Below are 20,476 nucleotides of genomic sequence, written 5' to 3'. Positions count from 1 at the left end.
TGGTTGCTCATGGCACCTCCTAATGGGCCTCATTTTAAGGCTTGGAGGTGTCTACGAAACTAGGGGCGATTCAGACTGTTGCTGAATCTCGACTCTCGGTGTTGCCGGTGCGCATCCAAGTTCTCAGATCACCCAGTCTCCATCTCAACCTTGACAGTCCCGGTACAGGCTCAAGCCCCGGCAATTTGCGCTGACGGACCGTAAGCACGCTGAAGCCGGTCAGCGCCGCAACTTCAGCCACGCCAATCAGAACGTCGTCGCCAAGCTTCTGTATTTTCTGGATGGTTTCATAATCTACTGTCATCGCTTTATCGCTCGATTGATCTGGTGAGGCCAGCTTTTGCCAATCAGACGCTCAATCACTAGGACAGCTTTTTAACAGATGAAAGGTTTTCTGAAGGAAGGGGCCGCAACAAGAGGCGATTGCTGACCCGGCAACAGTGCCTCGTAGACCTATGCTGGGTTCGCGCGGGCGTGTTGCAAGATCAGTGGTCAGCTCCAAGCTGACCACTGAGAAGTAGCCATAGGTCTGATCAAGCCAGCTTTGCCGCGAGCTCTTCTGCGGTGATGTTGTAGTAACGCTTCAGCATGTTCACTTCCCGATGACCCGTCACGCTGGCAAGCTCGATCAAATTCGGCAGCTTGGTCGCAAGCCGACATGTCGCTTCATGCCGCAGATCGTGAAAGCGTAGATTGATCAGGAAGTCTTCCTGAGGCGTTACCTGCGCCGCCCCGCAATCCCCCAGGTATTTCAGCCTCGCTCGCTCCAGGCCTCGCACAAAGGCTTTCTTGAGAGCGTCGGCGGTGGTGGGGAAGACTCGACCGCACAACGAGCGCGGCAAGTCCTTCAGCAGCTGAATAGCCCTTGGTGAAAGCGGGACGGTTCTGGGCAGTCCGTTCTTAGTCGCTGGAAGATGCGCGGTCCTGCGATCTAGGTTCACATGCTTCCAGCGCAGCTCGAAAATTTCGCCACGGCGCATGGCTGTCTCAATCGCCAGTTGGACGATGGGCCGTATCCATGGATTGTGTGAGGCGTCGGCATAGGTGCCGTCAGCACGGCGCTCACGAAGCTCCAGGGCGTTGAGGATGTATTGCTCTTCAATTGGGTCGAGCCGCCGCGAGCGTTCGTCGTTGTAGCTGGGACGGCTGACCATCCTGACTGGGTTCTCGGCAAGATGAATTCCCCATTCGCGGCGAGCGACCTCAATCACGCATTGGAACAGTGCGAGTTCACGTTTCACCGTATTGCCCTTCCGAATCTTCAGGCGCTCGTCGCGGTAGCGTGCAAAATCTGAAGAGGTGAGGGTGGCAACGATGCGTGTCGCCAGCGGATGACGCTTGAGCGCTTCCAGACGTTTGGTTTCCGAATACGCGCCTTTGTGTTTCGGTGCGATCTCGGAAATGTATCGATCAATGAGTTGATGAAAGGCGGTGCGTTCAGCCTCAACTCGAGAGACAAAAATACCTCGGTCGATTTCGCTTTCGATCATGCGCGCCCAGGCTTGGGCATCGGATTTGGTTTCGAAGGTTTTGCGCTGGGCTGGGTAGCCCTTACGGCGGATTTGCGCTTCCCACTGATACTCGCCGCGATTCCTGATTGTTGCCATTTCGACCATTCCCGCCACTTTTGAGTGTGGCAAATTTGTGGCAAAAACGACTTTCAGGACTAGGACAGGTTTCTGTCAGGAGCGCTATCCCCTTGTAATACAAGGGAAAGAAGATGGTGCACCCGGCGGGATTCGAACCCACGACCCCTGCCTTCGGAGGGCAGTACTCTATCCAGCTGAGCTACGGATGCTTGTGCGGGCGACATCATACCCATGTCGACCATGGGCGTCCATGCTGGTCTTTGGCCGTTCCAATGTAGGAAATGGCCTCACCAAGGCCTTGGGTCGGGCACCGTGGGTCAAGGTGCGGGAACCGGCCTCAACTACGCTGATCTGAAAGAATCGGCAAAAGCGCGGTTTTCGTTCTTTTTTTCGAACAGCCTATTGCCCTGTACCCCCATTGATCCTAGGATTCGTTTGAGATTTCAAACGCTCTGTCTCCCGCGCGCCTGTCCATTTATGCCAGCACGCTGGGGCTGATTTCCCTGACGGCAGCCCACCAGGCGCCTTTCAACAACTCTAATTCGCTCCGCGTGCGCGCGGTGCTGTTAAGGAAACCCGACATGCAGCTCAAAGATACCCAGTTGTTCCGCCAGCAAGCCTTTATCGATGGCGCTTGGGTGGATGCGGACAACGGTCAGACCATCAAGGTCAACAACCCTGCCACGGGCGAGATTCTCGGTACCGTGCCAAAGATGGGCGCCGCGGAAACCCGCCGTGCCATCGAAGCCGCCGACAAGGCCCTGCCAGCCTGGCGTGCACTCACGGCCAAGGAGCGCGCGAACAAGCTGCGCCGTTGGTATGAACTGCTGATCGAAAACCAGGACGACCTCGGTCGCCTGATGACCCTCGAACAAGGCAAGCCGCTGGCTGAGGCCAAGGGTGAAATCGTCTACGCCGCGTCCTTCATCGAGTGGTTCGCCGAAGAAGCCAAGCGCATCTACGGTGACGTGATCCCCGGCCACCAGCCCGACAAGCGCCTGATCGTGATCAAGCAGCCGATCGGCGTGACCGCTGCCATCACCCCGTGGAACTTTCCGGCTGCGATGATCACCCGTAAAGCCGGCCCGGCCCTGGCCGCTGGTTGCACCATGGTGATCAAGCCCGCTTCGCAAACCCCATTCTCGGCCCTGGCCCTGGTTGAACTGGCGCACCGTGCCGGTATCCCGAAAGGTGTGCTGAGCGTGGTCACCGGCAGCGCCGGCGACATCGGCGGCGAGCTGACCAGCAACCCGATCGTGCGTAAATTGTCGTTCACCGGCTCCACCGAAATCGGTCGCCAGCTGATGGCCGAATGCGCCAAGGACATCAAGAAAGTCTCCCTGGAACTGGGCGGCAACGCGCCGTTCATCGTGTTCGACGACGCGGACCTGGATAAGGCCGTCGAAGGCGCGATCATCTCCAAGTACCGCAACAACGGCCAGACCTGCGTCTGCGCCAACCGCCTGTACATCCAGGATTCGGTCTACGACGCCTTCGCTGAAAAACTCAAGGTGGCCGTGGCCAAGTTGAAGATCGGCAACGGTCTGGAAGATGGCACTACCACCGGCCCGCTGATCGATGAAAAGGCCGTGGCCAAGGTGCAGGAACACATCGCCGATGCGTTGAGCAAAGGCGCAAAGTTGCTGGCTGGCGGCAAGGTCATGGAAGGCAACTTCTTCGAGCCGACCATTCTGGTCGACGTGCCGAAAGACGCCGCCGTGGCCAAGGAAGAAACCTTCGGCCCACTGGCGCCGCTGTTCCGTTTCAAGGACGAAGCCGAAGTGATCGCGATGTCCAACGACACCGAGTTCGGCCTGGCTTCCTACTTCTATGCCCGCGACCTGGGCCGTGTGTTCCGCGTGGCCGAAGCCCTGGAGTACGGCATGGTTGGCGTCAACACCGGGTTGATCTCCAACGAAGTGGCGCCGTTCGGCGGCATCAAGGCTTCGGGCCTGGGCCGTGAAGGCTCCAAGTACGGGATCGAGGATTACCTGGAAATCAAATACCTCTGCCTGGGCATCTGACCGGGAAGGGATTGCAGCAAACGCAGAGGGCACGAGAGCGCTGACCCTTTGCGTGTTTCACACCGTTATTCGTAGTGGCCGGGAAAGCCGTGGCAGTCGATCATCGCATGCTGCCGCAGTTTCCTCCCCGCCACGTATTCCTTGGACCGCGCCACCCGATGAGTGGCGAATGAGGACTTTATGAGCAAGACCAACGCATCCCTGATGAAACGCCGCGAATCCGCTGTCCCGCGCGGTGTTGGCCAGATTCACCCGATCTTCGCCGAGTCGGCGAAGAACGCCACCGTGACCGACGTTGAAGGTCGCGAGTTCATCGACTTCGCCGGCGGTATCGCCGTGCTGAACACCGGCCACGTGCACCCGAAAATCATTGCGGCCGTGACCGAGCAACTGAACAAGCTGACCCACACATGCTTCCAGGTATTGGCTTACGAGCCTTACGTAGAAGTGTGCGAGAAAGTGAACGCCAAGGTCCCGGGTGATTTCGCCAAGAAAACCCTGTTGGTCACCACCGGTTCCGAAGCTGTTGAAAACGCCGTGAAGATCGCCCGCGCCGCCACTGGCCGTGCCGGCGTGATCGCCTTCACCGGCGCCTACCACGGTCGCACCATGATGACCCTGGGCCTCACCGGCAAAGTCGTGCCGTACTCGGCCGGCATGGGCCTGATGCCCGGCGGCGTGTTCCGCGCGTTGTACCCGAACGAACTGCACGGCGTGAGCGATGACGACTCCATCGCCAGCATCGAACGCATCTTCAAGAACGATGCCGAGCCGCGCGATATCGCTGCGATCATCATCGAGCCGGTGCAGGGCGAAGGCGGTTTCTACGTCGCGCCGAAATCCTTCATGAAGCGCCTGCGCGAACTGTGCGACAAGCACGGCATCCTGCTGATTGCCGACGAAGTGCAAACCGGTGCCGGCCGTACCGGTACCTTCTTCGCCATGGAGCAGATGGGCGTTGCCGCCGACCTGACCACCTTCGCCAAATCCATCGCTGGCGGCTTCCCGCTGGCCGGCGTGTGCGGCAAGGCTGAATACATGGACGCCATTGCGCCAGGCGGCCTGGGCGGCACCTACGCCGGTAGCCCGATCGCGTGCGCAGCGGCCCTGGCGGTAATGGAAGTGTTCGAGGAAGAACACCTGCTGGACCGTTGCAAGGCTGTCGGCGAGCGTTTGGTCACTGGCCTCAAGGCCATCCAGGCCAAGTACCCGGTGATCGGTGAAGTGCGTGCCCTGGGCGCGATGATCGCGGTCGAGCTGTTCGACGACGGCGACACCCACAAGCCAAACGCCGCTGCCGTTGCCTCGGTAGTGGCCAAGGCGCGTGAAAAAGGCCTGATCCTGTTGAGCTGCGGCACCTACGGCAACGTATTGCGCGTACTGGTCCCGCTGACGTCGCCGGACGAGCAGCTGGACAAAGGCCTGGCGATCATCGAAGAGTGCTTCAGCGAACTGTAAGCGCACGCTGACCGGTTCGACAGGAAAAACCCGCTTCGGCGGGTTTTTTTGTGCCCCCTGCAACACATTCAGGCCTTGTTCATTGTACGTAGGCCGCTCCATTGACTAAGGTGCAAGCATTGCCGATGGAGCGTGCTGGATGACTGCTGTTGATTTGCCGGCTGTACCCCGGGTATTGATTGCCGAAGCGGACCCTTGGTCGCGAGACCTGCTCAAGCAGGTTTTATTGAACGTGCGTTGCGACGCACGGCTTGATGTCTGTGCCGACGGGCAGCATGCGGCTACGTTGTTACGAGAAAAATCCTACGACCTGATCCTGGCGGATTGGGAATTGCCAGGCATCGATGGCTTGAGCCTGCTGCGCAACATGCGCCAGAAGCGTCGCTCGCCGGTTTTGCCCTTCATTCTGCTGAGCAGTCGCAATGACAGCGCCAGCGTGCGTGAGGCGCTGCCTCTGGCGCCCACGGCGTACCTGACCAAGCCCCTGAACATGGAGGGTTTGACCCAGCGCCTGCAGGACCTGCTGCTCAACGAAGGCGAAAGTGTGTACTGCGAAGTGCCTCCGCTGGCGCCGGGCGTGACGTTGCCAGTGTTTCTGGAGCGCCGCCGCGAAGCTTCCGATGGCGCGCCCTTGCGGGTGGATGTGAAAGCGGCGGTGCAGAAAAGCCTGGGCCCCGAGGGACTCGACCTCAAACGTCTGGAAGACCAGGTGCACGCAGACCCGCAAATCACTGCGGTGCTGATCGCGGCCGCCAACAGTGCCGGGCACCACGGCTCACCGGTGCAGACCCTGCCGGCGGCGTTGCACAAGCTCGCCGCCGGGCAAAGCATGAACCTGATCCTCGGCCTGGCGCTCAAGCACAACGTGGTGCTGGGTGATCCGGGCCTGGTGGCGTATGCCGAGCGTTACTGGCAGTTGTCCCAGGACACCGCTGACTATGCGCGCCGTCTGGCGCGCATGCTCGAACTGGACCACGAGCGCTGCTACAGCGCGGGCATCCTGCATCGGCTGGGCGACCTGGCGTTGCTGCGCTGCCTGGAGGACTGGCGCCAGGGCGGTGGGGCGTTGGATGATGAACTGATCGGCGAGTCCCTTGCCACGTTTGGCGCGGCCTACGGCTCGGCGCTGCGCACGCGCTGGCGTTTGCCGCTGGAGCTTCGGCAGTTGATCGCAGCGATTTACTCCCTGGAAGGCGGCGTGTACGCCCGCGATGCGCTGGTGGTGAACCTGGCGGCGCAGATGGCGCGCCTGACCGAGCACGAAGGCCTGGAAGCGTTGGCCGGTGGCAAAACCGCGCGCTTGCTCAAGGTGGGACTGTCGGAGCTCACGCGGGCGCGCAGGGCCTAGAGCGCGATCAGGCCCAAGTGTGGGGGCGGCTTCAGCCCGCAACCACGCGGTTCTTGCCCAGTCGCTTGGCCTCGTACATGGCCGCATCGGCGCGGGCAAACAGGCTGTCGAGGGTCGCGTCTTCTTCGGTAAGGCTGGCCAGGCCCTGGCTGATGGTCACGCTGAACACCTGGCCTTCATAGCTGAAGCCCAGCTCTTGTATCTCCCGACCCAGGCGTTCGGCCACCTGCAGCGCCATCTCCGGCGCGCAGCCGGGCAGCACGGCCGCGAACTCTTCGCCACCAATGCGCCCGAACAGGTCGCCCCGGCGCAACACGCCGCGGCCACTCTCGGCGATGCGTCGCAGCACCTGGTCGCCCTCCAGATGGCCGTAGGTGTCGTTGATGTCCTTGAAGTCATCGATGTCCAACAGCAGGAAGGCCAGTGGCGTGCCCTGGATGCAGGCATTGTCGAAGGCATGGTTGGCGCATTCGAAAAAGTGCCGGCGGTTGCTGCTCTGGGTCAGCACGTCGGTGGTGGCGAGGCGATGCAGCTCAAGCTCCAGCTGTTTCTTCTCGGTGATGTCTTCGGCCATGCCGACCACGATCAACGGCTCACCGGGCTCTGCCTGCTGGTTGATGTAGCACTTGTCGCTCAACCAGCGAATCTGCCCGTCGGCCGTGATGATGCGGTACTCGCGGTCTTCTACCGCGCCTTCGCTCAGGACGCGGGCCAGGCTGTGTTCGGCATAGTCGAGGTCTTCGGGGTGAATACTGTTGCGCCATTCCCGATGATCGGCCAGCAATGGACCGGCCGGGCGACCAAACACCCGCTCATAGGCCGGGCTCACGTACAGCACGCGGCGCGTCTCCCAATCGATGGCCCACAGCACCGCATTCACGCTCACCAGCAGCGAGCTCAGCAACTGCTCACGCTCGCTCAGCCGCTCGACTTCACCTTGGGCGTGCACGAGCGCCAGCAGGGTTGCAGCCGCAGCAGGACGAGGACTTCCAGTGGTTGGGGTGTCGACTAGGCAGGGCTTTTCATGAACCATCGGCACAACTCTCTCTGGGCGCGCCGCGATGTGGAGCAGCGGTCACAACAAGGGGCCACCATGATGGCGAAGTGTTCTTTGAGAGAGATGAATCGCGGTGAAGTTCCGTCGGGCGGACGGATTGGACCCGCCCGAGAACTGACGCCAAAAAGCTGATGGCTGGGAGGGCGGGCCCTCCCAGAGCGCCGTCAGACCGCCGCAGGACGCAGCGAATAGGTCTTCAATTGATGGGCAAAATCCCGCAGGGACTGGATGCCGCTTGCCTCGGCTTCATGCACCCATTCCTTGATCGCCGCGAGCATGTCGTGGCCATTGGAACTGGTCTTGAGCCAGATCTGTTGCAGCGCTAGGCGCTTTTCATAGATCACTTTCAGGGCCTGGCTGTGCTCCAGCATGCTCTGGATACGCAAGTGATGGCGATCGTCCAGCAGGCTGGTTTCCCGCGACAGCAAACGCTTGGCCCGGTGGAACTGGTGGCGCACCGAATGATCGACCTTCTCCAGCTCCTGCTTGACCAGCGGGCCGATCACCAGCTTGCGGTACTGGGCCATGATCTGGAAACGGTTGTTGAGGATCGCCATGGCAGTGTCCATGTCCAGGTGGCCCTTGCCTTCGACGCGGTGGGCGATCGGTGCGACGCGCTGCACCTTGGCCAGGCGCAGGAAGCTGAACACCTTGATCCAGGCCCAGCCCATGTCGAACTCCCATTTCTTCACCGACAGCTTGGCGGAGTTGGGGTAAGTGTGGTGGTTGTTATGCAGCTCTTCGCCACCGACGATGATGCCCCACGGCACCAGGTTGGTGGCCGCGTCACGGCATTCGAAGTTGCGGTAGCCCACGGCATGGCCCAGGCCGTTGATCACGCCGGCGGCCCAGAACGGAATCCACATCATCTGGATCGCCCAGATGGTGATGCCGATGGTGCCGAACAGCAGCAGGTCGATCACGCCCATGATCGCCACGCCCAGCAGGGGGTAGGGGGTGTAGATTTTGCGCTCGATCCAGTCGTCCGGGCAGTTCTTGCCGTAGATACGCAGGGTCTCGGGGTTTTCCGCTTCGGCGCGGTACAGTTCGGCACCCTTGCACAGGACGGTAGACAGGCCCTTGATCACCGGGCTGTGGGGATCGTCGACGGTTTCGCACTTGGCGTGGTGTTTGCGGTGGATGGCGGTCCACTCGCGGGTATTCTGGGCCGTGGTCAGCCACAGCCAGAAGCGGAAAAAGTGTTTCAGGCCGGCATTGAGCTCCAGGGAGCGATGGGCTGAATAGCGATGCAGATAGACCGTGACCCCAACGATGGTCACGTGGGTCATCAACAGAGTGACTGCCACCAGTTGCCAAGCTGACAAGTCAAGAAAACCGTTGTACCACATAGGCTGTATGGCCCTCAGATAAAGAAAAGAACAGCTCACGCATTATCACTAAGCCTACAGAGAAAACCAGCCGGCCTTTCAGATAGGAGTGACTGGATGTTTCTTATTCTATAATCCGCAGCCTTTGTAGGGCGATTCTGTTTTTTTGGTAAGGATTACTGACCATATGCTGTTTTCATACCGAGGTGCCCTACGTGCGGGGCTGGTATATCTGCTGCTTTCCATTGTGTGGCTGCAACTCAGCCAGCACCTATTGATCAACTTTCTCGATGAACCCGCCGACATCCTGCGCTGGATGCAACTGCGCGGGTACGCATGGGTCGCCGTAAGCGCCCTGGCCCTCTGGCTGCTCTGTGCCCGGTTCGCCCGGGCGAACCTGCTCCAGCCGCCGTTGAAGGAAAACCGCGAGCGCCTGCGTCAGGCGGCTGCGGTGTTCGACTGCACCCGTGAAGGCGTGCTGGTCACTGACGCCAAGGGCGTGATCGTGCATGTCAACCGGGCCTTTATGGAGATCACCGGCTACACCCGCGAGGCGGTCATCGGGCAGATGCCCAGCCTGTTCAAGTCCGGGCGCCATTCGTCGAATTTTTACCAGCAGATGTTCCAGAGCCTGGAGCGTGCCGGCGAATGGAGCGGTGAAATCTGGAACCGCCGCAAAAGCGGTGAGATTTATCCACAGTGGCAAACCATCCGAGTGATTCACGATGACCTCGGCCACGTCAGCCATTACGTCGCGGTGTTTTCCGATATCAGTGCAATCAAGGATTCCGAACACGAACTGGCCCACCTTGCGCACCATGATCCCCTGACCGACCTGCCCAACCGGCTGCTGTTCACCGACCGCGCCGAGCAGGCACTGGCCTCGGCGCAAACCCACAAGCGCGGCTGTGCCTTGCTGCTGCTGGACCTGGACCACTTCAAGATCATCAACGACAGCCTCGGTCATAACGTCGGCGACCAATTGCTCAAGTTGGTGGGCGAGCGGCTGCAAGGCCTGTTCGGCCCCGGCGTGACCTTGGCACGGCTGGGTGGGGATGAGTTCGCGGTGCTGGCAGAAAGTTGTCCACAGGTGGCGCAGGCGGCGGGGCTGGCGCAGCGCATCCTTGACGCGATGCGCCAGCCGTTCACGTTTGACGGTCACCAGCTGTTTATCAGCGCCAGCATCGGCATCAGCCTGTTCCCCAGCGATGCGCTGAGCGCCGAGCAACTGCTGCGCAATGCCGACTCCGCGTTGTTCAAGGCCAAGCGCGCGGGCCGCGAAGGCTATGCGTTGTACACCGAGGAGCTCACCGCCCATGCACAGAACCGCGTGGAAATCGCCAGCGAGCTGCGCCGCGCGCTTGAGCAGCAGGAACTCTGCGTCTATTACCAGCCGGTGCACGATCTGCATGACAGCCGCTTGATGGGGGTCGAAGCGTTAGTGCGCTGGCAGCACCCGGAGCGCGGCCTGGTGCCACCGGGCGAGTTTATCCCCATCGCCGAACGCACCGGGCTGATCGCCGAAATCGACGCCTGGGTCATGCACGAGGCTTGTCGCCAGATGTGCCAGTGGTTGGCCGATGGCACGCCGCTGGGCTTTATCGCTATCAATGTCTCCAGCCGTCTGTTCGCGCGTCGCGAGCTCTACGACCAGGTTGCCCAGGTGCTGCATGACACGGGCCTGGACCCGGCGCTCCTTGAACTGGAAGTCACCGAAAGCGCCGTGATGGACGATCCCGAGGTGGCGCTGGAACAACTGCACCGCCTGCGCGAGCTGGGCTTGCGCCTGGCCATCGACGACTTTGGCACCGGTTATTCCTCGCTGCTGCGCCTCAAGCGCCTGCCGGTGCAGAAACTCAAGATTGACCAGGGCTTCGTCGCCGGCCTGCCATGGGATGAAGACGACGCGGCGATTGTGCGCGTGGTCATTGCCTTGGCAAAAAGCATGGGCATGCAGGTGCATGCCGAAGGCATCGAGCAGGTGGAGCAGGCGCGGTTTCTGCTGGAGCATGCGTGCGACTTGGGGCAGGGGTATTGGTTTGGCAGGCCGGTGCCGGCTCAGGAGATTGACTGGAGCCGGGCACCCCCAATACGGAGTTGAAATGCAGCCAACATGTGGGAGTGGCAAGCCCCCTCCCGCATTTTGCTCGTCACAGGGCTAAATGTTGGCCGCATCACCCAAAATCCTCACGCAACCCCACGTCCCACCAGAAAATTCTTTCTGGTTATATAAACATTCTTAAATAGTATTTTTAAGAATATCCGCGCTTATCTACTATCGCCCTCACGCCGCAAGCAGTGCCGCCACTGCAAGGCACGCACTTTTCATTTCAGGAGCGAGACCATGAGCGCATCTCTACGTAGCGTCGACGGCCAGGACGAAGCAGCCATTTTGCGTGAGATCCAGAGCGCATTGCGCGATCTGCGGTTCGGCGCGGTGGAAATCACTGTGCACAACGCGCAAGTGGTACAGATTGAACGCAAGGAAAAATTCCGTCTGCAGAACCCGGGTAACAAACCGAGCTAAGCAAGAACGGCGATTCGCATGCTAGACCCGCAACTATAAGAAAAAGCCAACACCCCAGAATTTCAGGAGCTTCTATGTCGTCGATTCGCCGTTACGCCTTGGCCGCCCTGGCCAGCGCCGTGTTTGCAGGTTCCGCCGTTGCCAAGGACTACGAGTTGCTCAACGTCTCTTACGACCCTACCCGTGAGCTGTACCAGGACTACAACGCTGAGTTCACCAAGTTCTGGAAAGAATCTCACCCCAGCGACACCATCAAGATCCAGCAATCCCACGGAGGCTCGGGCAAGCAAGGCCGCGCCGTGATCGACGGGCTGCGCGCCGACGTCGTGACCCTGGCCCTGGCCGGTGACATCGACGAAATCGCCAAGTTGGGCAAGACCCTCCCGGAAAACTGGCAGACCCGCCTGCCGGACGCCAGCACCCCGTACACCTCGACCATCGTGTTCCTGGTGCGCAAGGGCAACCCTAAAGGCATCAAGGATTGGGGCGACCTGATCAAGAAAGACGTGTCCGTGATCACCCCGAACCCGAAAACCTCCGGCGGTGCGCGCTGGAACTTCCTCGCCGCCTGGGCCTATGGCCTCAAGGCCGGTGGCAGCGAAGCCAAGGCCCAGGAATACGTGAAAGAGCTGTTCAAGCACGTGCCAGTGTTGGACACCGGCGCACGCGGTTCGACCATCACCTTCGTCAACAACGGTCAGGGTGACGTGTTGCTGGCCTGGGAAAACGAAGCCTTCCTGGCCCTGAAAGAAGACGGCGGTGCTGACAAGTTCGATATCGTCGTGCCTTCCCTGTCGATCCTCGCGGAGCCGCCAGTGGCCGTGGTCGACAAGAACGCCGAGAAAAAGGGCAACACCGAAATCGCCACTGAATACCTGAAGCACCTGTACAGCCCGGCTGGCCAGGAAATCGCGGCAAAGAACTTCTACCGCCCACGTGATGCAAAAGTGGCCGCCAAATACGCCCAACAGTTCCCTAAACTGGACCTGGTGACTATCGACAAAGACTTCGGCGGCTGGAAAACTGCCCAACCGAAATTCTTCAACGACGGTGGCGTGTTCGACCAGATCTACACGGCGCAGTAAGCCAAAGTACCTGTAGGAGCGAGCTTGCTCGCGAAGATCGTCAACGATGGCGCGGGCATGCTGAATGAACGCGGTGCCCTTGAGTTCTTCGCGAGCAAGCTCGCTCCTACAGTGGTTTCTACCCTTTAACCAAGGACTCTTATGTCGCGTCGTATCTCCCCCGTCATACCCGGCTTCGGGCTGACGCTGGGCTACACCGTGGTGTACCTCAGCCTGATCGTGCTCATCCCCCTCGCGGCGATGTTTGTACACGCCGCCCAACTCACCTGGGATCAGTTCTGGAACATCATCTCCGCACCGCGCGTGCTGGCGGCGTTGAAACTGAGCTTCAGCACTGCGTTATACGCCGCGCTGATCAACGGCGTGATCGGCACGTTGCTGGCCTGGGTGCTGGTGCGCTACACCTTCCCCGGCCGCAAAATCATCGATGCGATGATCGACCTGCCATTCGCCCTGCCCACCGCCGTCGCGGGTATCGCGCTGACCGCGTTGTACACGCCCAACGGTTTCGTCGGCCAATTTGCCGCAGACCTGGGCTTCAAGATCGCCTACACCCCGCTGGGCATCACCCTGGCACTGACCTTCGTCACGTTGCCGTTCGTGGTGCGCACGGTGCAGCCGGTACTGGCCGACATCCCCCGCGAGGTCGAAGAAGCCGCCGCGTGCCTGGGCGCCAAGCCGTTGCAGGTGTTCCGCCACATCCTCGTTCCCGCCTTGCTGCCCGCCTGGCTGACCGGTTTCGCCCTGGCGTTTGCCCGCGGCGTGGGTGAGTACGGTTCGGTGATCTTCATCGCCGGCAACATGCCGATGAAAACCGAGATCCTGCCGCTGCTGATCATGGTCAAGCTCGACCAATACGACTACCGCGGCGCCACGTCCATCGGCGTGCTGATGCTGGTGGTTTCCTTTGTCCTGCTGCTGCTGATCAACTTGTTGCAGCGGCGTATCGAACGTCCATAAGGAGGCGCGGAACATGTCCCAATCGTCTATTTCCGCCGCGTCCTCGGCCAACGCCGCCCGCCGTGGCAGCGCTGCTTCGCGACGTATCCTGATCGGCCTCGGCTGGCTGGTGTTCGCGCTGTTCCTGCTGTTGCCCCTGCTGATCGTGGTGACCCAGGGCCTCAAGAACGGCCTCGGCGCGTTCTTTACCGCGATCCTCGAACCCGACGCGCTGTCGGCGCTGAAACTCACGGTGATCGCCGTGGCGATTTCGGTGCCGCTCAACGTGGTGTTCGGCGTCAGCGCCGCCTGGTGCGTGAGCAAGTACTCGTTCCGTGGCAAGAGCATCCTGGTAACGCTGATCGACCTGCCGTTCTCGGTATCGCCGGTGATCGCCGGTCTGGTGTATGTGCTGATGTTCGGTGCCCAGGGCTTCTTCGGCCCATGGTTGCAGGACCACGACATCCAGATCGTCTTCGCCTTGCCCGGCATTGTGCTGGCGACCATCTTCGTCACCGTGCCGTTCGTGGCCCGTGAACTGATCCCGCTGATGCAGGAGCAGGGCACCCAGGAAGAGGAAGCCGCACGCCTGCTCGGCGCCAATGGCTGGCAGATGTTCTGGCATGTGACCGTGCCGAATATCAAGTGGGGCCTGATCTATGGCGTGGTGCTCTGTACCGCGCGGGCCATGGGTGAGTTCGGCGCGGTGTCGGTGGTGTCCGGCCACATCCGTGGCGTCACCAATACGCTGCCGCTGCACGTCGAGATTCTCTATAACGAATACAACCACGTCGCCGCGTTTGCGGTGGCCAGCCTGCTGCTGATCCTGGCGCTCTTCATCCTGCTGCTCAAGCAGTGGAGCGAGAACCGTATCAACCGCCTGCGCAACAGTGCCGGTGAGGAATAAGTCATGTCGATCGAAGTCCGTAATGTCAGCAAGAACTTCAACGCCTTCAAGGCCCTGAACAGCATCAATCTGGATATCCAGAGTGGCGAGCTGGTGGCGTTGCTTGGCCCGTCCGGCTGCGGCAAGACCACCTTGCTGCGCATCATCGCCGGCCTGGAAACGCCGGATGACGGCAGCATCGTGTTCCACGGTGAAGACGTGTCCGGCCACGACGTGCGTGATCGCAACGTCGGTTTCGTGTTCCAGCACTATGCGCTGTTCCGCCACATGACCGTGTTCGACAACGTTGCCTTCGGCCTGCGCATGAAGCCGAAGAACCAGCGCCCGAGCGAAAGCCAGATCGCCAGCAAAGTCCACGAACTGCTGAACATGGTGCAGCTGGATTGGCTGTCGGACCGCTACCCGGAGCAACTCTCCGGCGGCCAGCGCCAGCGTATCGCCCTGGCCCGCGCCCTGGCGGTGGAACCCAAGGTCTTGCTGCTCGACGAACCCTTCGGCGCCCTTGACGCCAAGGTGCGTAAAGAGCTGCGCCGCTGGCTGGCGCGCCTGCACGAAGACATCAACCTGACCTCGGTGTTCGTGACCCACGACCAGGAAGAGGCCATGGAAGTCGCCGACCGTATCGTGGTGATGAACAAGGGCGTGATCGAGCAGATCGGCTCACCGGGCGAAGTCTACGAAAACCCGGCGAGTGATTTTGTCTATCACTTCCTTGGCGACTCCAACCGCCTGCACCTGGGGGAAGACAACCACGTGCTGTTCCGTCCCCACGAAGTGTCGCTGTCGCGCCATGAACTGGAAGACCACCACGCTGCCGAAGTGCGCGACATTCGCCCATTGGGTGCGACGACGCGGGTGACGTTGAAGGTGGAAGGCCAGAGCGAGCTGATCGAAGCCGAAGTGGTCAAGGACCACGACAGCCTCAGCGGTTTGGCGCGTGGTGAGACCTTGTTCTTCAAACCCAAGGTCTGGCAAAAGGCCTGAGAACCCGCCACCACGCTAACTGTGGAATGGGATCAAACGGTGGGAGGGGCTTGCCCCCTCCCAGATTTAGACTTGACCCGGCTTGAGGTCTCGGCGCGCCACAGGGCCCGACCGCGCCTCGATCTGCTGCTTGAGGTCATGCCGCAACCCCAGCAGAAACGCCAGCTCCGCCACCACGAACAATGGCCCGACGATCAGCCCCGACACGTCATCCACAAACGCGGGCTTGCGGCCCTCGTAGTAATGCCCGACAAACTGGATCACCCAGCCCACCACGAACATTCCGATGCCACTGCTCAGCCACACCAGCGTGCTCTGCGCTGCCAGCACATGCCCGGCCCACACCGACAACCCCATCAACACGGTCATCAGTGCGCCCAGCGCAAGTTCCAGGCGCAGGTAAAACACGGCGCTGAACAGTGCGAGGAGGACGGCAGGAGAAATCCACAGGCCGCCCACGGCCCACTCCGGGCGCGAGAGCAGCACGGCGACGGCCACAACGATCAGCGGGATGCCGATGAAGTGGCTGGCAATGTTGCGTGGTTCGCGGTGGTAGGCGGCGTATTGGCTAAGGTGGTCGACGAGGCTTTTCATTGTTTTTCCTCCTGGGGGAGGTTCGATCATGCCCTGTCTGCCATCCCGGCAACAAGCCGCTGCACTACCGCGATCCTGCCACTGTCGAGGTCCTAGGAGCCGCGATAGGTCGAGAAACCGTAAGGGCTCAGCAACAGCGGGATGTGGTAATGCTGATCGGCCTGCTTGACCTGGAAAATCACCGGTACTTCGGGGAAAAACGTCTCACGGCCGGCTTTTTTGTAGTAATCGCCGGTCTTGAACACCACGCGATACTCACCCGGCTGCAGGCTGCGGTTGGCCGGGAACAATTCGGCGATGCGGCCCTGCTGATTGGTCACGCCTTCAGACAGCGATTGCCATTGATTGCCCACGTGCTGTTCGAGGGTCACGCTGACACCGGCAGACGGCAAGCCGTTCTCCAGGTTGAGCACGTGCACGCTCAGGGGATTGCCATCTGCCAGTGCCAGGCTGGACAGGCCGCTCAGGCTGAGGGCGGCGAGGGTCATGCTTAGGGTTTTCATTGAGAGGTCCTTTCGAGGAGGGGTCAGCGGGTGATTTTCAGGCCCAGTTGCTCGGCAGCCTGTACGGCGCAGGCTTCGTCCTGCGCTGCACCACCGGCACCGGCAATGCCCAGCGCGCCGACCAATTCGGCATCGGCGAACAGCGGTACGCCGCCGCCGAGCAACAGCAACTCGGGCAAGCTGTTAAGGTTGGCCGCTTCGGGGTTGTTGCGGGCGCGCTCGGCAAACAAGCGGGTCGGGGTTTTGGTCGACAGCGCGGTGTACGCCTTGCGCTGGCTGGCGATGCTGTTGTGCGGGCCAACGCCATCGGCCCGCAGGCCCAGCAGCAGGTTGCCGCCGCGGTCGAGCACGGTCAGTGCTGCGGTGCAGTGGGCCAGGCTGGCATCGGCCAACTGGCGCGCGGTGCGCAGATCAAGCTCGGCATGCCGCGGCAACGGCGGCGAAGCCTGGGCGGCGGTGCAGACGGCGAGACTCAAGAACAGGGCAGTGCGATACATAGTGAGGGCTCCATAAAGCAGGCCGTCACGTTAGCCAGCGCACGCGGTCACACGCCGCACAATTTGATGACAAAGTTGTAATCAAACCACGAGGTAAGGCATGCAGGTGTTGTTAGTGGAAGACCAGCCCCAGCTGGCGCGGCGCATGGCCCAGGGCTTGAGCGAGGCCGGCTTCACGATCGAAGTTGCGGCCAATGGCATGGCGGCGTTGCGCTTTGTTGAAAGCACTGAATATGACCTGGTGATCCTGGATGTCATGTTGCCGGGCTTGAATGCCTGGAAGCTGCAGCAGGCGATCCGTCAGAAGGGCGACACGCCGGTGTTGTTCTTGACCACGCCGGACGGGATTGAAGACCGCCTGCGCGGGTTGGAACTGCATGAGGATGATTATTTGCTCAAGCCATTTGAGGACAAGGCGTTGGTGGCGCGGGTGAGGAAGCTGCTGCGGCGTGGGCGGTGACTGTACTGACGCTCTCGGGGGCAAGCCCCCTCCCACAGGTGACCGAGTTCCAAACTTGAAATGCCGTTTAATGTGGGAGGGCGCTTGCCCCCGATGAGGCCCTACCCGCCGCCACAAATCCCCCTACCTCAACCCCTCCCGAAACTGCCCCGGCGTCATTCCCGTCCACCGCTTGAACGCCCGGTTGAAACTGCTGGTATCGGCAAACCCCAACAAATGACTGATTTCCGCCAATGAGCACTGCGGGTCGCGCAGATGCAACAACGCCACATTCTCCCGGCACTCATTGAGCAACGCGTCAAACCGGCAGCCTTCATCCGCCAGATGCCGCTGCAAGCTGCGCAAACTCAAGTGCAGCGCCTGCGCGACGCGTTCGGCACTCGGCTCGCCATCGGGCAGTTGCGCTTCGATTACCCGGCGCACCTTGCGCTCCCAGGTCAGCGGTTGCAGCTGGGCGAGGGTGCGCTTGAGCACGGTTTCGTTGTGCTCGGCCAGCTCCGGGTTGGCGTCGTCCAGGTGGCTGTCGAAATCGGCTGCAGCGAACTCAAGGCGGTCTTCCTCGGCACCGAAAAACACCGGCGCGCGAAACACGGCGTGCCACGGCGTCGGGTCGTCCGGTTGCGGACGCCGCAGGTAAACCGCGAGTGGCGCGTAATCCCGGCCCAGGCGATTGCGGCAGGTGCGCACGTAAATCGCGGCAAACGCATCGATGGCCTCAAGCGCCGGCGCCGGGCTGTCCAGTGGTTGCAGCAGACGAAAGCGGTAGCGCTCGCCATCGCCGTCGAGCTCCAGGCGCAGCGCATCGCTGACCACTTGGTGATAGCGCACGATGCGCTCGAACACCTCGCGCAAACTGCCACTGGCCACCAGCGCATAGCCCAGTGCGTGGAATGTGGTGGGGCTGACGAACCGCGACACGCGCAAACCAATCGCCGGATCGCCGCTGGCCTGTACCGCCAATGCCCACAAACGCGTGGTGGCCGACAGCGGGTAGCGCGCGTTGGGGTCGTCCATCTGTTGCGGGTCGAGCCCGGCCTGAGCGCACAGCGCGGCGCTGTCGAGGCCCAGGGCATCGAGTTGCTTGCGCAGGGCACGGGTCCAGCTGGCAAGGGAGGTGGGTTCGGTCATGGCGATTGGCGCTTGCGGTCAACAGGTTGGCGTCCGGGGCTAGCGTCCTGCCAGATCGCTTGGGGCAGGATGGACACATCGGTTAACCAGAGGATGGAAGCATGGACGGTACTTCTGCAAGTCCCCAGCAGATGAACGCGCAACAGCGCGCGGCGCACATTCGCGACGTGGTGTTGGCCGAAGGCGTGCGCCTGCGCCGGCAACATCCCTGGCTGGCGCATCAGGACGCGCTGGGCGCGGGCATCCTGGCCTTTGCGCTGTTCGGCATGCTGGGTTCGGCAGCGCTCTATATCAACGGTGACCTGGCCGGTTGGGCGTGCCTGCTGATTAATGCGTTTCTCGCCTCGCTGACCCACGAGCTGGAACACGACCTGATCCACAGCATGTATTTTCGCAAGCAGCGCCTGCCCCACAACCTGATGATGGGCCTGGTGTGGCTGGCACGGCCGAGTACCATCAACCCGTGGGTTCGCCGGCACTTGCACCTCAACCACCACAAGGTCTCCGGCACCGAGGCGGACATGGAAGAACGCGCCATCACCAACGGCGAGCCCTGGGGCCTGGCGCGGCTGCTGATGGTTGGCGATAACGTGATGTCGGCGTTCATCCGCATGCTGCGGGCCAAGACCTGGAAGCACAAATTCAGCATCCTCAAGCGCGTGCTGCTGGTCTACGCACCGCTGGCGTTGCTGCATTGGGGCGCGTGGTATGTGTTCCTCGGTTTTCATGCGGCCAACGGCATCGCCCAGCTGTTGGGCACGCCCATCGAGTGGTCGGCCACGACCTTGCAGGTGATGCAGGTGATCGACATCGCCGCCGTGGTGATCATCGGCCCCAATGTGCTGCGCACCTTTTGCCTGCATTTCGTCAGCTCCAACATGCACTACTACGGCGATGTCGAACCGGGCAACGTGATCCAGCAGACTCAGGTGCTGAACCCTTGGTGGCTGTGGCCGATGCAGGCGTTCTGCTTCAACTTCGGCAGCACCCACGGCATCCATCATTTTGTGGTGAAGGAGCCGTTCTACATTCGCCAGATGACGGCCAGGGTGGCCCATAAGGTGATGGCGCAGATGGGCGTGCGCTTCAATGACTTCGGGACGTTTGCGCGGGCCAATCGGCTTGGCTTTCCACCGCCTGCAGGGTCTCGATCAACGCCTTCGCCGCAGGTGACAGGCGCACCCCAGCGCGGCTGATCACGCCGCAGCGGTTGTTGAGGCTGTCGAGGTTGTGGGGCAGGTTGCGCCAATGCAGCACGTTCAGCTCACCGCTGGCGAATGCCGTGACGAAGGCGTCTTCGGCGCCCAGGCCAATGGCGTCCGACTGAAGCACGATGCTGGCCAGTGCGGCGAACTGCTCAATCTCGATGGCCGGTGCAAAATCGATGCGCCCGCTGAGGTTGGCCAGCACCTTGCGAATGCCCGGTGCGATCAGCGGCGTGGCCAGCGGGTAGCCAAACAGATCGTTGGTGGAGAGGCTGTCCTTGGCCAGCAGCGGGTGCCCGGCGCGGCAGAAAAACACGTTGCGCCGGGGCGTCAGGGCCTGGGTCTGGAAGTTAGGGTCGGCTTCGAAATGGCGCACATCGGCGATGAAAAACTCGATCTCCTCGCGGTTGAGGCTGCGCCCGAGTTTTTCCCAGTTATCCACCTGCAGGCCGGTGCGCACCTTGGGGTAGGTGGTGATGAATCGCGCCATGGCCTGCGGTACCAGGTGCACCGCCGCCACGGCATCGCTGCCCAAGCGGACTTCGCCGGCATCGAGCTTGGTCATGCGCGTGACTTCATGGCTGAGCAGCGCCGCGCCTTGCACCAGGCTCAAGGCGTGTTGCAGCACCACCTGGCCTTCTGGCGTGGGGCGCAAGTCCTTGTTGGCACGGTCGACCAGCACGCAGCCCAATTCCTGCTCCAGGCCCTGGATGCTGCGGCTGAACGCCGGCTGCGTGATACCCATGGCGTCGGCCGCGCGCACGAAACTGCGGTGCTCGTTCAGCGCAATGAAATAGCGCAGTTGGCGAAGATCCATGGAAAGCCCGGCGTCCAAGAGGGGAA

General features: G+C 61.5%; 20 protein-coding genes, 1 tRNA gene and 1 pseudogene. 12 read left to right on the top strand and 10 right to left on the bottom strand.

Annotated elements, in window-relative coordinates:
- Nucleotides 1–70 precede the first annotated feature (70 nt).
- The 3 genes from CQ041_RS13345 to CQ041_RS13335 all read right to left on the bottom strand — a co-directional run bounded on the left by CQ041_RS13345 (nt 71) and on the right by CQ041_RS13335 (nt 1,798).
- Nucleotides 71–304: an AlpA family transcriptional regulator gene (locus CQ041_RS13345; RefSeq protein WP_256586790.1), complete on the bottom strand. Its 234-nt coding sequence runs from the start codon at nt 302–304 to the stop codon at nt 71–73.
- A gap of 229 nt (nt 305–533) precedes the next feature.
- Nucleotides 534–1,616 carry a site-specific integrase gene (locus CQ041_RS13340; protein WP_241665026.1) on the bottom strand — a complete coding sequence of 361 codons (1,083 nt, stop codon included), beginning with the start codon at nt 1,614–1,616 and terminating at the stop codon, nt 534–536.
- A gap of 105 nt (nt 1,617–1,721) precedes the next feature.
- Nucleotides 1,722–1,798, bottom strand: a tRNA-Arg gene (locus CQ041_RS13335).
- Between the two features lie 372 nt (nt 1,799–2,170).
- On the opposite strand from CQ041_RS13335, the gene gabD reads away from it, so the two are divergent.
- The 3 genes from gabD to CQ041_RS13320 all read left to right on the top strand — a co-directional run bounded on the left by gabD (nt 2,171) and on the right by CQ041_RS13320 (nt 6,419).
- Nucleotides 2,171–3,613 carry an NADP-dependent succinate-semialdehyde dehydrogenase gene (gene gabD / locus CQ041_RS13330; protein ID WP_105524555.1) on the top strand — a complete coding sequence of 481 codons (1,443 nt, stop codon included), beginning with the start codon at nt 2,171–2,173 and terminating at the stop codon, nt 3,611–3,613.
- Between the two features lie 180 nt (nt 3,614–3,793).
- Complete coding sequence (gene gabT, locus CQ041_RS13325) at nt 3,794–5,071, top strand: 4-aminobutyrate--2-oxoglutarate transaminase (protein ID WP_105524553.1); 1,278 nt, start codon at nt 3,794–3,796, stop codon at nt 5,069–5,071.
- A 139-nt stretch (nt 5,072–5,210) separates the two neighbouring features.
- Nucleotides 5,211–6,419, top strand: coding sequence for an HDOD domain-containing protein (locus CQ041_RS13320; RefSeq protein WP_105524551.1), 1,209 nt, complete (start codon nt 5,211–5,213; stop codon nt 6,417–6,419).
- A 31-nt stretch (nt 6,420–6,450) separates the two neighbouring features.
- Here CQ041_RS13320 and CQ041_RS13315 read toward each other — a convergent pair whose 3' ends face one another.
- Both CQ041_RS13315 and desA read right to left on the bottom strand, forming a co-directional pair.
- Nucleotides 6,451–7,452 (bottom strand): sensor domain-containing diguanylate cyclase, encoded by a 1,002-nt coding sequence (locus CQ041_RS13315; protein WP_105524549.1) that lies wholly within the window; start codon nt 7,450–7,452, stop codon nt 6,451–6,453.
- Nucleotides 7,453–7,640: 188 nt separating this feature from the next.
- Nucleotides 7,641–8,825: a delta-9 fatty acid desaturase DesA gene (desA, locus tag CQ041_RS13310; RefSeq protein WP_105524548.1), complete on the bottom strand. Its 1,185-nt coding sequence runs from the start codon at nt 8,823–8,825 to the stop codon at nt 7,641–7,643.
- Nucleotides 8,826–8,991: 166 nt separating this feature from the next.
- Here desA and dibA point away from each other — a divergent pair, with 166 nt between their 5' ends.
- The 7 genes and pseudogenes from dibA to CQ041_RS13280 all read left to right on the top strand — a co-directional run bounded on the left by dibA (nt 8,992) and on the right by CQ041_RS13280 (nt 15,246).
- On the top strand, nt 8,992–10,905 hold the full coding sequence (dibA, locus tag CQ041_RS13305) for a phosphodiesterase DibA (protein WP_105524546.1): 1,914 nt from the start codon (nt 8,992–8,994) through the stop codon (nt 10,903–10,905).
- 243 nt (nt 10,906–11,148) lie between these two features.
- Nucleotides 11,149–11,331, top strand: coding sequence for a sulfur starvation response protein OscA (gene oscA, locus CQ041_RS13300; RefSeq protein WP_003170956.1), 183 nt, complete (start codon nt 11,149–11,151; stop codon nt 11,329–11,331).
- Nucleotides 11,332–11,405: 74 nt separating this feature from the next.
- Entirely contained in the window at nt 11,406–12,416 is a 1,011-nt protein-coding gene (locus CQ041_RS13295) for a sulfate ABC transporter substrate-binding protein (protein ID WP_105524544.1), read from the top strand.
- Nucleotides 12,417–12,440: 24 nt separating this feature from the next.
- Nucleotides 12,441–12,542: pseudogene (locus tag CQ041_RS26575) on the top strand (outer membrane lipoprotein carrier protein LolA); the annotation flags it as partial.
- Between the two features lie 15 nt (nt 12,543–12,557).
- On the top strand, nt 12,558–13,376 hold the full coding sequence (gene cysT / locus CQ041_RS13290) for a sulfate ABC transporter permease subunit CysT (protein WP_105524542.1): 819 nt from the start codon (nt 12,558–12,560) through the stop codon (nt 13,374–13,376).
- Between the two features lie 13 nt (nt 13,377–13,389).
- Nucleotides 13,390–14,262, top strand: coding sequence for a sulfate ABC transporter permease subunit CysW (gene cysW, locus CQ041_RS13285; protein ID WP_105524540.1), 873 nt, complete (start codon nt 13,390–13,392; stop codon nt 14,260–14,262).
- Nucleotides 14,263–14,265: 3 nt separating this feature from the next.
- Entirely contained in the window at nt 14,266–15,246 is a 981-nt protein-coding gene (locus tag CQ041_RS13280; protein ID WP_105524538.1) for a sulfate/molybdate ABC transporter ATP-binding protein, read from the top strand.
- A 66-nt stretch (nt 15,247–15,312) separates the two neighbouring features.
- On the opposite strand, the gene CQ041_RS13275 is transcribed toward CQ041_RS13280, so the two are convergent.
- The 3 genes from CQ041_RS13275 to CQ041_RS13265 form a co-directional block, all read right to left on the bottom strand.
- On the bottom strand, nt 15,313–15,840 hold the full coding sequence (locus CQ041_RS13275; RefSeq protein WP_105524536.1) for a DUF962 domain-containing protein: 528 nt from the start codon (nt 15,838–15,840) through the stop codon (nt 15,313–15,315).
- Nucleotides 15,841–15,932: 92 nt separating this feature from the next.
- Nucleotides 15,933–16,343, bottom strand: a complete 411-nt coding sequence (gene uraH, locus CQ041_RS13270; RefSeq protein WP_105524534.1) for a hydroxyisourate hydrolase — start codon at nt 16,341–16,343, stop codon at nt 15,933–15,935.
- Nucleotides 16,344–16,366: 23 nt separating this feature from the next.
- The gene (locus tag CQ041_RS13265) at nt 16,367–16,840 is read right to left on the bottom strand and encodes a heme-binding protein (RefSeq protein ID WP_105524532.1); all 474 of its coding nucleotides are present in this window, start codon (nt 16,838–16,840) and stop codon (nt 16,367–16,369) included.
- A gap of 100 nt (nt 16,841–16,940) precedes the next feature.
- Here CQ041_RS13265 and CQ041_RS13260 point away from each other — a divergent pair, with 100 nt between their 5' ends.
- The gene (locus CQ041_RS13260) at nt 16,941–17,300 is read left to right on the top strand and encodes a response regulator (RefSeq protein ID WP_105524530.1); all 360 of its coding nucleotides are present in this window, start codon (nt 16,941–16,943) and stop codon (nt 17,298–17,300) included.
- A gap of 123 nt (nt 17,301–17,423) precedes the next feature.
- Here the strand turns inward: CQ041_RS13260 and CQ041_RS13255 are convergent, their stop codons facing one another.
- A complete protein-coding gene (locus CQ041_RS13255; protein WP_105524529.1) occupies nt 17,424–18,428 on the bottom strand; it encodes an AraC family transcriptional regulator in 1,005 nt (334 codons plus the stop codon).
- A 101-nt stretch (nt 18,429–18,529) separates the two neighbouring features.
- Here CQ041_RS13255 and CQ041_RS13250 point away from each other — a divergent pair, with 101 nt between their 5' ends.
- Entirely contained in the window at nt 18,530–19,624 is a 1,095-nt protein-coding gene (locus CQ041_RS13250; protein WP_105524527.1) for a fatty acid desaturase, read from the top strand.
- On the opposite strand, the gene CQ041_RS13245 is transcribed toward CQ041_RS13250, so the two are convergent.
- Nucleotides 19,515–20,450 carry a LysR family transcriptional regulator gene (locus tag CQ041_RS13245; protein ID WP_105524525.1) on the bottom strand — a complete coding sequence of 312 codons (936 nt, stop codon included), beginning with the start codon at nt 20,448–20,450 and terminating at the stop codon, nt 19,515–19,517. The genes CQ041_RS13250 and CQ041_RS13245 overlap by 110 nt on opposite strands.
- Nucleotides 20,451–20,476 lie beyond the last annotated feature (26 nt).

It is taken from the genome of Pseudomonas sp. MYb60 (genome assembly GCF_002979555.1).
In the GTDB taxonomy this organism is placed as follows: domain Bacteria; phylum Pseudomonadota; class Gammaproteobacteria; order Pseudomonadales; family Pseudomonadaceae; genus Aquipseudomonas.
This window is presented reverse-complemented; position numbering and strand designations above follow the sequence as displayed.